A 13,761-nucleotide genomic window follows, 5' to 3' on the forward strand; every position below is an offset into this window, starting at 1 on the left:
ACCCCTCACGGGGTCGGCCGGGGCTTTCGCGTACCGGGTGTGTGCGGGGCCGTTCGCGGGGCAGGCGCGGAGTGAGGCCGGAGGTCGATTCTCCGGGACAACCACCTGGATGACCGTTTCGCTCCATATGTGACATTGTGGACAGATGGTAAGGCGAACAGCTATCTGAACGGAGAAGTGCATGTCTGTCGTGAAGAGCGCCCTGTCCGAGGGAGACCGCAAGGTCGTGGGAGACGCGCTGCAAGGCGCGCTGGTCGACCTGGTCGATCTCTCCCTGGTGGCCAAGCAGGTCCACTGGAATGTGGTCGGCCCGCGCTTCCGCTCCGTGCACCTTCAGCTCGACGAGGTCGTCGACACGGCGCGTCAGCATTCGGACACGGTCGCGGAGAGGGCTTCCGCGGTCGGCGTCAATCCGGACGGCCGCTCCCGGACGCTCGCGAAGACCACTGCCATCGAGGCCGTGCCCGACGGCTGGATCAAGGACGTGGATGCGGTACGTGTGCTCGTCGACGCCCTCCGGGTGGTCATCGACCGCATGCGGGAGCGGATCGAGGCGACCGACGAACCCGACCCCATCAGCCAGGACATCCTGATCACGCTCACTGCGGATCTCGAGAAGCACGCATGGATGTTCCAGGCGGAGAGTGCCTGAACTCGAACGCCTGAACCTCGAACTCGAGGAAGGAATCGCCGTGACGGACAAGAAGGCCATGGACAAGCTCAAGGGCAAGGCCAAGGAAGCGACCGGGAAGGTCACCGGCGACCGCCGCAAGGAGGCCGAAGGCAAGTCCGACCAGGCCAAGGCCAAGGCGGAGGGAGCCCTGGGTGCCACCGGCGACCGAGCCAAGGGCGTGAAGGACTCCCTCACCGACGACGACAAGTGAGAGATTCACCCACCGGTGTGCCCCCGCGGATTCCGATCCCGGGGGCACCGGCATGTGCGGGTCCGCGGGATGCAGCCGGCGCCGACCCGGGGGAAACTGCGGGGGAGGGCCGCGGGGTTCACCTCTCTCCGTAGCGGCCCAGGAGAGGGCGCGCACCGTCGTTCCGTTCGCGCCGCGCACGCCGGTAGTGCACCGGTGCGCCCTCCCGTCAGGAGATCGTGCCGTACTAGCGTCGGCCGGAGGAGGCAGCCATGGTGCGGCGGTGGGTGCCGGCGCTCGTCCTCGGCGGCGCTTGGTGGTGGGCGGTGCTGCGGCTGGTTCTGGAGCCGGAACACGCCGGACTGGTCGAGGGCGCGGTGGCGGCCGGGGGGTGGGGGCTGAGCCTCCTGCCGGTACATGTGGCGGCCGCTGTGCGGCCGGAGCGAGTTGCCGACGAGTCCGGAGCGGACCGGACGGACATATCCCCCTAGCCCCTCGGTGGGCATCAGGTACCGGCGGGCGGCCGGGCAGAGGCTTCTTCAGCCGGTGGGCCCGGACTGGCAGTGCGGGCACCAGTAGGTGGGACGGTTGTCGCGGACCGTCTTGCGGATGGGTGTGCGGCAGCGCAGACAGGGGCGGCCGGCCCTTCCGTAGACGAAGAGGCGCTCCCCTGTGAGCCTGCGGGACATGGCCGCGGTGGCCCCGGTCGTGGTCCGCATCGGACGGTCGCGGTTGGCCTCCAGGAGCTGCCTGGCCGTGCTGACCAGGCGGGTGGCGATGGGCAGGGGCAGCTCGCCCATCGGGAGCCAGGGTGTCGCACGGGCCATGAAGCAGAGCTCGCACATGTAGACGTTGCCGATGCCGGCCAGATTGCGCTGGTCCAGGAGCGCGTCCCCGATGCGGCGGCCGGTGTCGGCGAGCAGATTGCGCAGAGCGGTGTCCGGGTCCCAGTCCGTCCCCAGCAGATCGGGGCCGAGGTGGCCGACGACCTGCTCCTCGTCCTCGGTGCGGAGCAGCTCGAGGACAGGCAGCCGGTAGCCGACGGCGGTGTGTTCCGCGGTGGCGAGCACGGCACGGATCTGGTGGTCGGGGCCGCCTCGCCAACGCTCGCCGTGGTCGTACACGCGCCAGGCGCCCTCCATGCGCAGATGGCTGTGCAGAGTGAGACCGCCCTGGAAGCGGGCGAGCAGATGCTTGCCGCGCGCCGTGACGCCCAGCACCGTACGGCCGGTCAGGTCGGCTGTGGCGAACCGTGGGACCCGCAGATCTGAGACGGTCAGCACCCGGCCGCCGAGCGCGGAGTCGAGACGCAGGGCGGTCTGCAGGACGGTGTCACCTTCGGGCATGCATCCATGATGCGCGGACACGTCTGTGCGCGGTCCTTCTCCGCGCCGAAGCCGCCCTCAGGCGCGCAGCCGCAGACCTCGCGGTGTGGCCAGGAATCCTGCGGCCTCCAGGGTCTTTCCCAGCGGAGATGTGAGGGAAGAGGCGCCGTTGGTGCGCTCCACCGTGACCGTGCCGAGCGTCCCCGCGCGTGCCGCCGACGCGAGCGCCTCGGCGGCGGCGCGGAGTGCCGGGTCGGCGGGATCGGTGGGCCACGCGAGAAGGGACTTGCCGCCGCGCTCCATGTAGAGCGTCAGCTCGCCGTCCACGAGGACCACCAGCGCGCCCGCCTTGCGGCCGGGCTTGTGTCCCGCGCCGTCCGGCGACTCGGGCCAGGACAGAGCGGCACCGTACGCGTTGGCAGGATCGGCCGCAGCGAGGACCAGGGCGCGGGGAGCCGAGCCGGGGTCCGCCCGGTCGCGGGCGGTGGAGGCCGCCCTGAGACGGTCCACGGCGCCGTCCATGGCGAACTGTGCCGCCCCCAGCCCCTCGACGACATAGCCACGACGGGCCTGCCCGCTGTCCTCGAACGCGGCAAGGATGCGGTAGACCGCCGAGAACCCACCCTCGACGCCCTCGGCCTGCACCGCGCCGCGGGTCACCACGCCGTGGCGGTCGAGGAGCGTCCGGGCCAGGGCATGCGCGCGATGGGTGGGCTCGGGCTCCGCAGGGGGCAGCAGCGACCAGCGCCCCGACACGGTCGGCGGACCGGTGCGGGACGCGGGACGGGCTGCCGCGGTCAGCGACCCGTAACGGCCGCGTGGAACATTGCGCCTCGCGCGGTGCGCGGTGGATCCGGCCGTGCGCCCCGAGCCCAGGAGCGAACGCAGCGGGGCGAGCGTGTCGTTGGTGAGACGGCCGGACCAGACCAGGTCCCAGAGTGCGTCGGCCAGCTGGGGATCGGTGCAGTCCGGGTGGGTTGTGGCCCGGACCTGATCGGCGATCTGGCGGAAGAAGAGCCCGTACCCGCCGGAAAGGGCGGTGAGAACCGACTCGTGCAACGCGGTCTCCTCCAGCGGGTGAGGCGGCGGGAGGAGCAGGGGCGCGCTGTCGGCCGGATAGAGGGAGAGCCAGCCGTCCTTGCCGGGGAGGGCGCCCGCACCGGCCCAGACGACCTCGCCGGTGGTCGTGAGCTCGTCGAGCATTGCGGGGGTGTACCCGGCGACGCGGCTCGGCAGGATCAGCTTCTCCAGGGCGGACGCGGGAACCGGGGCGCCCTGCAACTGCTCGATGGCGCGGGCCAGTCCGTCGATCCCGCGCAGGCTGTTGTCGCCGAGGTGCTGCCACTGGGGGAGGAAGCCGGCCAGCGCGGCGGGAGGAACAGGCTCCAGCTCCTGGCGGAGCGCGGCGAGCGAACGGCGGCGCAGCCGCCGCAGGACCGTGGCATCACACCACTCCTGGCCGATGCCCGCGGGGTGGAACTCGCCCTGGACGACGCGGCCCGACGCGGCGAGCCGCTGAAGCGCTCCGTCCGTGACAGCGGTGCCGAGACCGAAACGGCTCGCCGCCTGTGTGCTGGTGAACGGGCCGTGCGTACGGGCGTACCGGGCGAGGAGGTCGCCGAGAGGGTCTTTGACCGGCTCGGTGAACGCCTCCGGAACTCCTACCGGGAGCGCGGTGCCGAGTGCGTCGCGCAGTCGGCCCGCGTCCTCGACGGCCGCCCAATGGGCAGCTCCGCCGAGGCGGACCCGGATGGCGCGCCGGGACGCCTCCAGCTCCGGTGCCCAGGCGGTCTCGGCGCCGCGCTCCGCCAGTTCGGCGTCGGTGAGGGGGCCGAGGACGCGCAGCAGATCGGCGACTCCCTCGACGTCCTTGATCTTCCTGTCATCGGTCAGCCACTGGAGCTCCCGCTCCAGTTCGCCGAGGACGTCGGCGTCGAGCAGCTCGCGCAGCTCCGCCTGGCCGAGCAGCTCCGCCAGGAGATGGGAGTCGAGCGAGAGGGCTGCCGCCCGCCGCTCGGCGAGGGGCGAGTCGCCCTCGTACAGGAACTGTGCGACATAGCCGAAGAGGAGCGAGCGGGCGAACGGTGACGGCTCGGGCGTGGTCACCTCGACCAGGCGGATCCGGCGCGCCTCCAGGTCGCCCATCAGCTCGGCGAGACCAGGGACGTCGAAGACGTCCTGAAGGCATTCGCGGACGGCTTCGAGGACGATCGGGAACGAGCCGAACTCGGAGGCCACCTGGAGCAGCTGGGAGGCACGCTGACGCTGCTGCCACAGAGGAGTGCGCTTTCCCGGACTGCGCCGGGGCAACAGCAGCGCACGCGCGGCGCATTCGCGGAACCGTGAGGCGAACAGCGCGGATCCGCCGACCTGTTCGGTGACGACCTGGCTGATCTCTCCCTTGTCGAACACCACATCGGTGGCCCCGACAGGGGGCTGATCGCTGTCGTGTCCCGCGGCGGGGAAACCCGGGCCGGCGCCATTGCGCCCCGGGGCGCCGCCGGCCCCGCCCCCGTCCGCCTGGACCGGATCGAAGTCGAGCAGGTCGAGGCCCATCAGATCGGCGTCGGGCAGCCGCAGCACGATGCCGTCGTCCGCGTGCATGACCTGTGCGTCCATGCCGTACCGCTCGCCGAGCCGGGCGGACAGGGCGAGTGCCCAAGGGGCGTGCACCTGGGCCCCGAACGGCGAATGCACCACGATCCGCCAGTCGCCCAGCTCGTCCCGGAACCTCTCGACGAGGACGGTCCTGTCGTCCGGGACGTGGCCGCAGGCCCGGCGCTGCTCGTCGAGGTAGGACAGGATGTTGTCCGCCGCCCAGGCGTCGAGCCCGGCGGCGAGCAGCCGGAGCCTGGCGTCCTCGGCGGACAGTCCCCCGAGCTCGCGGAGGAACGCGCCCAGCGCACGGCCCAGCTCCAGCGGGCGGCCCAGCTGGTCGCCCTTCCAGAACGGCAGCCTGCCCGGGACTCCGGGGGCGGGCGAGACCAGGACACGGTCCCTGGTGATGTCCTCGATCCGCCAGGATGTGGTGCCCAGCGTGAAGACGTCGCCGACCCGGGACTCGTAGACCATCTCCTCGTCCAGCTCACCGACGCGTCCACCGCCCTTCTTCGGGTCCGCACCGGCCAGGAAGACGCCGAAGAGCCCGCGGTCGGGAATGGTGCCGCCCGAGGTGACGGCGAGCCGCTGGGCACCGGGGCGGCCCGTGACCGAACCGGTGACGCGGTCCCACACCACGCGGGGCCGCAACTCCGCGAAGGCGTCCGACGGATAGCGTCCGGCGAGCATGTCGAGCACGGCGGTGAACGCGGATTCGGGGAGCGAGGCGAAGGGGGCCGCCCGGCGGGCCAGGGCGAGCAGGTCGTCGGCCTGCCAGCTGTCGAGCGCGACCGTGGCGACGATCTGCTGGGCGAGCACGTCCAATGGGTTGGACGGGATGCGCAGAGCCTCGATGGCTCCCTCACGCATCCGCTCGGTGACCACGGCCGCCTGCACCAGGTCACCGCGGTACTTGGGGAAGACCACACCGGTGGACACGGCGCCGACCTGGTGTCCGGCACGTCCCACCCTCTGCAGTCCCGAGGCCACGGACGGCGGCGACTCGACCTGGATCACCAGGTCGACCGCGCCCATGTCGATCCCCAGCTCCAGGCTGGAAGTGGCGACCACGGCGGGCAGCCGTCCCGCCTTGAGGTCCTCCTCGACCTGGGAGCGCTGCTCCTTGGACACCGAGCCGTGATGCGCACGGGCGAGGAGGGCCGGCGCGCCTTTGGCGGCCCCGGACTGGGCCATGATCTCGGCCGGCGAATGGGCCTCGGGCAGCGACCCGCCGGCTCCCGGCTCCTCCTCGAACGCGGAGCCGGTCGCCCGCTCGTAGGCGATCTCGTTCAGCCGGTTGCAAAGGCGCTCCGCAAGCCGCCGGGAGTTGGCGAAGACGATCGTGGAGCGGTGGGACTGGACCAGATCGGCGATCCGCTCCTCGACATGGGGCCAGATCGACGGCTTCTCCGCCTGGCTGCCCTCGTCACCCGTGGCGGGGGAGCCGCTCAGCTCGCCGAGATCCTCCACCGGAACCACGACGGAGAGGTCGAACTCCTTGGCGGACGGGGGCTGGACGATGGACACCTTCCGCTGCGGCGACAGGAACCGCGCGACCTCGTCGACCGGTCGGACCGTCGCCGACAGCCCGATGCGCCGCGCGGGACGCGGCAACAGCTCGTCCAGACGCTCCAGGGACACGGCGAGATGGGCACCGCGCTTGGTGCCCGCGACGGCGTGCACCTCGTCCACGATCACCGTCTCGACCCCGGCCAGCGCGTCCCGGGCCGAGGAGGTGAGCATCAGGAACAGCGATTCGGGAGTGGTGATCAGGATGTCCGGGGGTTTCGTCGCCATCGAACGGCGCTCGGCCGGCGGGGTGTCGCCGGAACGGATCCCGACCCGAACCTCCGGCTCGGGCAGGCCCAGGCGCACCGACTCCTGACGGATCCCGGTCAGCGGTGAACGCAGATTCCGCTCCACGTCGACGGCGAGCGCCTTCATCGGCGAGACGTACAGCACGCGGCAGCGCTTCTTCGCCTCGGCGGGCGGCGGGACAGCCGCCAGCCGGTCGAGGGAGGCGAGAAAGGCGGCGAGTGTCTTGCCCGATCCGGTCGGTGCGACGACCAGCACGTCCGAACCCTCGCCGATGGCCCGCCAGGCACCCTCCTGCGCCGCGGTGGGCGCGTCGAAGGCGCCCGCGAACCAGCTGCGGGTCGCGGGCGAGAACGAATCGAGTGCGGAACCTGCCATGCCCCCCATCGTGCACCCCGCCACTGACAACGGCCGGTGGACGTGCCCGCTGCTCCCCATTCCGGGCTTCGCCCACCGCCTGGACCTGCGAGAATGCGAGTATGGCGGAGGTGGACACGACACAGGAATGGGCGAGGTACTGGCAGTACGCCGAGCTGCCCCATCTCGATCTGCTGCGTGCCCGGTACGTCCGCCACACCTTTCCGCGCCACAGTCACGAGGGCTTCGTCTTCGGCACGATCACCAGCGGTGTCGAGGACGTCGGCCTTCCCGGCGGCACCGTGCACGCCGGCCCCGGGACCGTGGTCATGATCAATCCGGAAGTGCCGCACACCGCCCGCGCCGGGGTGCCCGAAGGGTGGGTCTACGCCACGCTCTACCCGTCGGCCCAGGTGATCAACGACATCGCGGCCGACCTGACGAGCCTCCGCGGCACCGTCGGTTTCACCGAGACGGGAGTGCGGGACCCGTCTGCCGCCCGGCTGATCACCGAGGTCCACCGTGCGGCCGAGGAGGGCAACGCCCTGGCCGCCGACAGCGTCCTGCGCGTCCTGGTCGCCCGGCTCCTCGACCGCCACGGAAGCGTGCTGCCGACCAGGGCGACGCACTTCGCCGGTGCCCGCGACGCCGCACGCGCGCGGGCGGCGCTGGAGGAGCGGATGGAGCGCCCGCCCACCCTGGAAGCGCTCGCCGCCGAGCTGGGCACCAGCCCGTTCGCGCTGCTGCGTGCCTTCAAGAAGCAGTACGGGATGCCCCCGCACACCTGGCTCACCGACGCCCGGGTGCGCCGTGCGCGGCGCATGCTCGACGCGGGGACCGCACCCGCCGATGCGGCCGCCGCCGTCGGCTTCACCGACCAGCCCCATCTCAACCGCCACTTCACCCGGATCGTCGGGGTTCCTCCGGGCGCCTACCAGCGTGAGCGTGCAAGAACGTACAAGACCGGCAGAGACCTCTCCCCGTAGCGTTCCGGGCGTGGCAGAACAGACAGCACCCCCTCAGAGCACCGGCGCCCCTGATGCGCGGGGCGCGGGCACGGAGAAGCCGGACGGCGCAGTCGTCCGGGACGCCCTCGGCGTGGGCATAGCCGTGGGTCTCTCCGGATTCGCCTTCGGCGTGACCTCGGCAGGCTCCGGACTCACCCTTCTCCAGACCTGCGCATTGAGTCTCCTCGTCTTCACCGGCGCCTCCCAGTTCGCCCTCGTCGGCGCACTCGCGGCCGGCGGCAACCCCTACACCGCCGCGGCCGGAGCGTTCTTCCTGGGTATCCGCAACGCCTTCTACGGGCTGCGGCTGTCGCAGCTCCTCGCACTGCCGCGCGTCCTGCGCCCCCTCGCCGCCCAATGGGTCATCGACGAGACGACCGCTGTCACCCTGCCCCAGCCCACCAGGCGCGCCGCGCGCATCGGTTTCACCGTCACCGGGCTCACCCTCTACGCCCTGTGGAACCTGACCACGCTGGTCGGCGCGCTCGGGGCGGAGGCGCTCGGTGACACCGACGCCTGGGGGCTGGACGCCGCCAGCCCCGCCGTGTTCCTCGCACTGCTCGCGCCGATGCTGAAGAACACCACTGAGCGCGTCACAGCCGGGCTCGCGGTCCTGCTGGTGCTCGGCCTTCTGCCGGTACTGCCGGCGGGCGTGCCCGTACTCGTGTCCGCCCTGGCGGCCCCGGTCGTCCTCGTCCTGAAGGGCCGCGGCAGGAGCAGCACGGACGAAACCGTCGCCGACGGCGGGAAGCCCGGGGAGGGCCGATGAGCATCTGGATCGCCATCGGGCTCACCGCCGTCGGCTGCTACCTCGCGAAGCTCCTGGGGCTCCTGGTCCCCGCCGGAGTCCTGGAACGCCCCCTTGTGCAACGACTGGCAGCGCTCCTGCCGGTGGCGCTGCTCGCGGCCCTCACCGCCCAGCAGACCTTCGGCGACGGACAGCAGCTGGTGCTGGACGCCAGAGCGGCGGGGCTTGCCGCGGCGGCGCTCGCCCTCGTCCTGCGGGCTCCCTTCCTGGTGGTCGTCGGCGCTGCGGTCGTGGTCACGGCCGTCGCTCGCGCCCTGCTCTGAGGCGGGACCGATCAGCGCAGACCACGACCGTACTCCCGGAGGGTCTGCAGAGCTTTGAGCGTCACGATCGGGCGGCCCTCCAGGGCCGTTCCGGGTGCCCACTGCCGCCAGTTGACGGGCCAGCCTCCGTCCTCCTGCTGTTCGGCCGCCAGATGATCCAGGGAGCTCTCCAGTTCGCCGTCGCTGAACCAGCCGCGGGCGAGCGACCCGGGTGTGCGGGCGTAGTCGTAGGGGAAATGGTGTTCCCCCGAGGCGTAACCGGGGGCCACCGGGTATTCCGCGCGGCGCTGCGGATCCAGCACCACCAGGCGCTGTTCGCGCACCAGCTTCCCCAGCCGTTCGGCGGCGGACTCGGCACGCGCACGGTCGGGGACGCCGTCGAGGAAGGCGACGGCCGCCTCGATCTCGTACGGGTGGGACTGCTCCAGAGCGTCGACGGCGGCCCAGCAGAAGTCGGTGGCCCGGAAGAGCCAGGCATGCCACACCTGATTACGGTGCAGCAGTCCGACCACCGGGCCGGTCGCCAGCAGTTCGGCGGGCGGGTCGTCGACGACGGGGATGAAGGGGGCCGCGGGGTAGCCGCGCTGGGAGGGGTGGAGCGCGGGCAGTGCGCCTTCCTTGGTCGATACGTCCGTCAGATAGCGGCAGATCCGCTCCACGCGCAGACCGCCGCAGCGACCGATCGAGTCGAGAACGCTCAGCGCGTGAGCGGTGTGCAGTGGCTGACTCACAGGTCCGCGGAGATCGGGTTCGAGCCCGTGACCATAGCCGCCGTCCTCGTTCCGATAGGCGGCGAGCGCGGTTTCGACGATGTCCGCGCTCCCTCCCAGGAAGAGGTGGGCGAACCGCCGCTGCTCGAGAACGCGTGCGGTGAGCCAGATGAACTGCTCGGCGCGGGCGAGGGAATGTGCTCCGGTTCCAGCCATGCACCGACCGTAGAGGGGAAAACGCCGCCGGCAGGCCCCTCCGGGCCCGGCTGCACTCTCAGGAGCGGGATACTGAGGGCATGCGGTTGACGATTTTCTGGGAACGGATGGCGGATCACTTCGGCGAGACGTACGCCGACTCCTTCGCGCGGGATCACGTCATGGCGGAGCTCGGCGGTCGTACGGTGCACGACGCCCTCGCCGCGGGCTGGGAGGCCAAGGACGTCTGGCGCGGGGTCTGCTCGGCGGTCGGCGTGCCCCCCGACAAGCGCTGATCGACGGGGCACCGCGCTCCGGCACGAACGCGTCGCCTGGTCACCCGCGCGGGCCGCCGACGGGCCGCGCGGCCGACTGTCACCGCGGTGAGCGAGACTTGTCCCGTGGCACCGACAGACGAGACCGCCCAGACCCAGCCGCCCGCCTCACCGCCCGTCCCGCCCGCCGCACCACCCCCTCCGCCGCCCGGCGCCGGCCCCGTCCGCATGCCCGGCTGGCTGCCGCGCGCGATGGTCCTGGCCCTGGCGCTCTACGGGTGCTTCCAGCTGGGCAGCTGGGCCTTCTACCAGCTCATCGGGCTGCTGACCAACGTCCTCATCGCCTTCTTCCTCGCGCTGGCCATCGAGCCGGCCGTCAGCCGCATGGCGGGACGCGGGATGCGCCGGGGACTCGCCACCTTCCTGGTCTTCCTCGCCGTGCTGATCGCCGGGGTCGGTTTCGTCGTCCTGCTCGGCTCGATGCTCGCCGGCCAGATCGTCGACATGGTCGAGGAGTTCCCCAAGTACCTCGACTCGGTGATCAACTGGGTCAATCAGACCTTCCACACGGAGCTCTCCCGGGTCGAGGTGCAGGACAGCCTGCTGCACTCCGACTGGCTCCAGAGATATGTGCAGAACAGCGCGACCGGCGTGCTCGACGTCTCCACCACCGTGCTGGGCGGGCTGTTCCGTCTTCTGATGATCTTCCTGTTCTCGTTCTACTTCGCTGCCGACGGTCCCCGGCTGCGGCGCGCGCTGTGCTCCGTGCTGCCGCCCTCCCGGCAGACCGAGGTCCTGCGCGCCTGGGAGATCGCGGTCGACAAGACCGGCGGGTACATCTACTCGCGCGGACTGATGGCGCTGATCTCCGGAGCGGCGCACTACATCCTGCTGGTGGTCCTCGGTGTGCCCTACGCACCCGCACTCGCGGTCTGGGTCGGACTCGTCTCGCAGTTCATCCCCACGATCGGCACGTATCTGGCCGGTGCGCTGCCCATGCTGATCGCCTTCACCGTCGACCCCTGGTACGCGCTGTGGGTGCTCGGTTTCGTCGTGGTCTACCAGCAGTTCGAGAACTACGCCCTGCAGCCGAAGCTCACGTCCAAGACGGTCGACATCCACCCCGCGGTCGCCTTCGGCTCGGTGGTCGCGGGCACCGCGCTGATGGGCGCCGTCGGGGCGCTGATCGCCATTCCGGCCGTCGCGACGCTTCAGGCGTTCCTGGGCGCGTACGTGAAGCGCTACGACGTGATGGACGACCCGAGGGTGCATGGCGGCCACCGCTGGCGCCGTGGCCGGCCGGTGCTGTCGAGGATCCGCGGCGTGGTGCGGGGCGGTGGCGGGGGCGGCCGGCGCTGACGCACCGCCGATTCCTCGAAGGTCGCACGGGATGCCCTCAATCGCCTGAATCCGACGTGTGGTCTGTCACAGTTCATTGACTTGCTCGATACTGACTGCTATAAGCGGCTACCCTCGTCCATGTCGGCCCGGCGTGGTGCGCTTGACACTGAAATCGAACATCCATTCTCATGGGATTCCGGCCGGGTTTTGCCGGGTCCGGCCGTGGAGTTGTCCACAGGCCGGGAGGACGTCGAGGCCCATTGTCAGTGGCAGGGGTTAGCGTCTGTGACGTGAAGCGATCGACTCAAGCAAATCGGGTGGAACCCATGGCAGGAACCGACCGCGAGAAGGCGCTGGACGCCGCACTCGCACAGATTGAACGGCAATTCGGCAAGGGCGCGGTGATGCGCCTCGGTGAGCGGCCGAACGAGCCGATCGAGGTGATCCCCACCGGGTCCACCGCGCTCGACGTCGCGCTCGGCGTCGGCGGTCTCCCGCGCGGCCGTGTGGTGGAGGTGTACGGACCGGAGTCCTCCGGCAAGACGACGCTGACGCTGCACGCCGTGGCGAACGCGCAGAAGCTCGGCGGCTCGGTGGCGTTCATCGACGCGGAGCACGCTCTGGACCCGGAGTACGCGAAGAAGCTGGGCGTCGACATCGACAACCTCATCCTCTCGCAGCCGGACAACGGCGAGCAGGCGCTGGAGATCGTGGACATGCTGGTCCGCTCCGGCGCGCTCGACCTGATCGTCATCGACTCCGTCGCGGCCCTGGTGCCCCGTGCGGAGATCGAGGGTGAGATGGGCGACTCGCACGTGGGTCTGCAGGCCCGTCTGATGAGCCAGGCTCTCCGTAAGATCACCAGCGCGCTCAACCAGTCCAAGACCACCGCGATCTTCATCAATCAGCTGCGCGAGAAGATCGGAGTGATGTTCGGCTCCCCGGAGACCACGACCGGTGGCCGGGCGCTGAAGTTCTACGCCTCGGTGCGTCTGGACATCCGCCGGATCGAGACGCTGAAGGACGGCACCGACGCCGTGGGTAACCGCACCCGCGTCAAGGTCGTCAAGAACAAGGTGGCGCCCCCGTTCAAGCAGGCCGAATTCGACATCCTCTACGGGCAGGGCATCAGCCGTGAGGGTGGTCTGATCGACATGGGCGTGGAGCACGGCTTCGTCCGCAAGGCCGGCGCCTGGTACACGTACGAGGGCGACCAGCTCGGCCAGGGCAAGGAGAACTCCCGCAACTTCCTCAAGGACAACCCCGACCTCGCCGACGAGATCGAGAAGAAGATCCTCGACAAGCTCGGCGTCGGTGTCCGTCCGGAGGAGGCTGCGGCGGAGCCCGCGGCCGATGCCGCGGTCACCGCAGGCGCACCGGCTGACGGGGCCGCCAAGTCGGTGCCGGCTCCCGCGACCAAGGCCAAGCCCGCCAAGGCGGCGGCGGCCAAGAGCTAGGCCGTGACGCGTCGCACGGAGTGGCCGGGCACCGACGCCGGTGCGGGTCCCGGCCCCGAGTACGCCGCAGAGCCGTCCGGGGGCCCCTCGGAGCCCGGCCGGGGGGCCGGGTTCGGCGAGGGCGGGGGCCGTCGTTCCCGCTCCCGCTCCAGGAGCAGCGGTTCCCCTTCCTCGCCGAGGGCTGAGAAGGGGGAACCGCGAGACCCGGTCGAGCAGGCGCGCAACATCTGTCTCAGGCTGCTGACCGGGACCCCACGGACCCGTCAGCAGCTGGCGGACGCGCTGCGCAAGCGGGAGATCCCCGACGAGGTGGCGGAGGAAGTGCTCTCGCGGTTCGAGGACGTGGGGCTGATCGACGACGCGGCGTTCGCGGACGCCTGGGTCGAGTCCCGGCATCACGGCAGGGGGCTGGCCCGCCGTGCCCTCGTGCGGGAGCTGCGCACCAAGGGGGTGGACCCGGCGGTGATCGACGAGGCGGTCGGGCAGCTCGACCCCGAACAGGAGGAGGAGACCGCCCGGGAGCTCGTCGCGCGAAAGCTCCGTGCCACCCGGGGACTGGACCGAGACAAGCGTCTGCGCCGGCTCGCGGGCATGCTCGCGCGCAAGGGGTACGGCGAGGGGATGGCCCTGCGCGTGGTGCGTCAGGCGATCGAGGCGGAGGGGGAGGACACGGAAGGGCTGGACGAACCCTTCTGACCGGCGAGCCGGGAGAAGCGGGGAGTGCGTCGGCCTGCGGTGCGGGGCAGT

General features: G+C 71.2%; 13 protein-coding genes. 10 read left to right on the plus strand and 3 right to left on the minus strand.

Annotated elements, in window-relative coordinates:
* The first annotated feature begins 181 nt into the window (after window positions 1-181).
* The 3 genes from ACFWFI_RS14225 to ACFWFI_RS14235 all read left to right on the plus strand — a co-directional run bounded on the left by ACFWFI_RS14225 (window position 182) and on the right by ACFWFI_RS14235 (window position 1,354).
* A complete protein-coding gene (locus ACFWFI_RS14225; protein ID WP_387389154.1) occupies window positions 182-652 on the plus strand; it encodes a Dps family protein in 471 nt (156 codons plus the stop codon).
* A 40-nt stretch (window positions 653-692) separates the two neighbouring features.
* Window positions 693-884, plus strand: coding sequence for a CsbD family protein (locus tag ACFWFI_RS14230; RefSeq protein ID WP_387389157.1), 192 nt, complete (start codon window positions 693-695; stop codon window positions 882-884).
* A gap of 251 nt (window positions 885-1,135) precedes the next feature.
* Window positions 1,136-1,354 carry a hypothetical protein gene (locus ACFWFI_RS14235; protein WP_387389160.1) on the plus strand — a complete coding sequence of 73 codons (219 nt, stop codon included), beginning with the start codon at window positions 1,136-1,138 and terminating at the stop codon, window positions 1,352-1,354.
* A 48-nt stretch (window positions 1,355-1,402) separates the two neighbouring features.
* Here ACFWFI_RS14235 and ACFWFI_RS14240 read toward each other — a convergent pair whose 3' ends face one another.
* The gene (locus ACFWFI_RS14240) at window positions 1,403-2,209 is read right to left on the minus strand and encodes an Fpg/Nei family DNA glycosylase (RefSeq protein ID WP_387389161.1); all 807 of its coding nucleotides are present in this window, start codon (window positions 2,207-2,209) and stop codon (window positions 1,403-1,405) included.
* A 57-nt stretch (window positions 2,210-2,266) separates the two neighbouring features.
* On the minus strand, window positions 2,267-6,979 hold the full coding sequence (locus tag ACFWFI_RS14245) for an Lhr family helicase (protein WP_387389163.1): 4,713 nt from the start codon (window positions 6,977-6,979) through the stop codon (window positions 2,267-2,269).
* Between the two features lie 101 nt (window positions 6,980-7,080).
* On the opposite strand from ACFWFI_RS14245, the gene ACFWFI_RS14250 reads away from it, so the two are divergent.
* The 3 genes from ACFWFI_RS14250 to ACFWFI_RS14260 are packed head-to-tail and all read left to right on the plus strand — an operon-like array spanning window position 7,081 to window position 9,036.
* Window positions 7,081-7,944: an AraC family transcriptional regulator gene (locus ACFWFI_RS14250; RefSeq protein ID WP_387389166.1), complete on the plus strand. Its 864-nt coding sequence runs from the start codon at window positions 7,081-7,083 to the stop codon at window positions 7,942-7,944.
* A gap of 10 nt (window positions 7,945-7,954) precedes the next feature.
* Complete coding sequence (locus ACFWFI_RS14255) at window positions 7,955-8,734, plus strand: AzlC family ABC transporter permease (RefSeq protein WP_387389168.1); 780 nt, start codon at window positions 7,955-7,957, stop codon at window positions 8,732-8,734.
* Window positions 8,731-9,036, plus strand: a complete 306-nt coding sequence (locus tag ACFWFI_RS14260) for an AzlD domain-containing protein (RefSeq protein WP_387389171.1) — start codon at window positions 8,731-8,733, stop codon at window positions 9,034-9,036. The genes ACFWFI_RS14255 and ACFWFI_RS14260 overlap by 4 nt, the downstream gene beginning before the upstream one ends.
* An 11-nt stretch (window positions 9,037-9,047) precedes the next feature.
* Here the strand turns inward: ACFWFI_RS14260 and ACFWFI_RS14265 are convergent, their stop codons facing one another.
* Window positions 9,048-9,962, minus strand: a complete 915-nt coding sequence (locus tag ACFWFI_RS14265) for a hypothetical protein (RefSeq protein ID WP_387389174.1) — start codon at window positions 9,960-9,962, stop codon at window positions 9,048-9,050.
* Between the two features lie 80 nt (window positions 9,963-10,042).
* Here ACFWFI_RS14265 and ACFWFI_RS14270 point away from each other — a divergent pair, with 80 nt between their 5' ends.
* From ACFWFI_RS14270 to recX, 4 genes are all read left to right on the plus strand, one after another.
* On the plus strand, window positions 10,043-10,237 hold the full coding sequence (locus ACFWFI_RS14270; protein ID WP_387389177.1) for a DUF3046 domain-containing protein: 195 nt from the start codon (window positions 10,043-10,045) through the stop codon (window positions 10,235-10,237).
* 207 nt (window positions 10,238-10,444) lie between these two features.
* Window positions 10,445-11,575 carry an AI-2E family transporter gene (locus ACFWFI_RS14275; protein WP_387389228.1) on the plus strand — a complete coding sequence of 377 codons (1,131 nt, stop codon included), beginning with the start codon at window positions 10,445-10,447 and terminating at the stop codon, window positions 11,573-11,575.
* Between the two features lie 308 nt (window positions 11,576-11,883).
* Complete coding sequence (gene recA / locus ACFWFI_RS14280; protein WP_387389179.1) at window positions 11,884-13,014, plus strand: recombinase RecA; 1,131 nt, start codon at window positions 11,884-11,886, stop codon at window positions 13,012-13,014.
* Window positions 13,015-13,017: 3 nt separating this feature from the next.
* Entirely contained in the window at window positions 13,018-13,710 is a 693-nt protein-coding gene (gene recX / locus ACFWFI_RS14285) for a recombination regulator RecX (RefSeq protein ID WP_387389181.1), read from the plus strand.
* Window positions 13,711-13,761: the final 51 nt, after the last annotated feature.

This window comes from Streptomyces sp. NPDC060209, from assembly GCF_042728155.1.
Classification (GTDB): domain Bacteria; phylum Actinomycetota; class Actinomycetes; order Streptomycetales; family Streptomycetaceae; genus Streptomyces.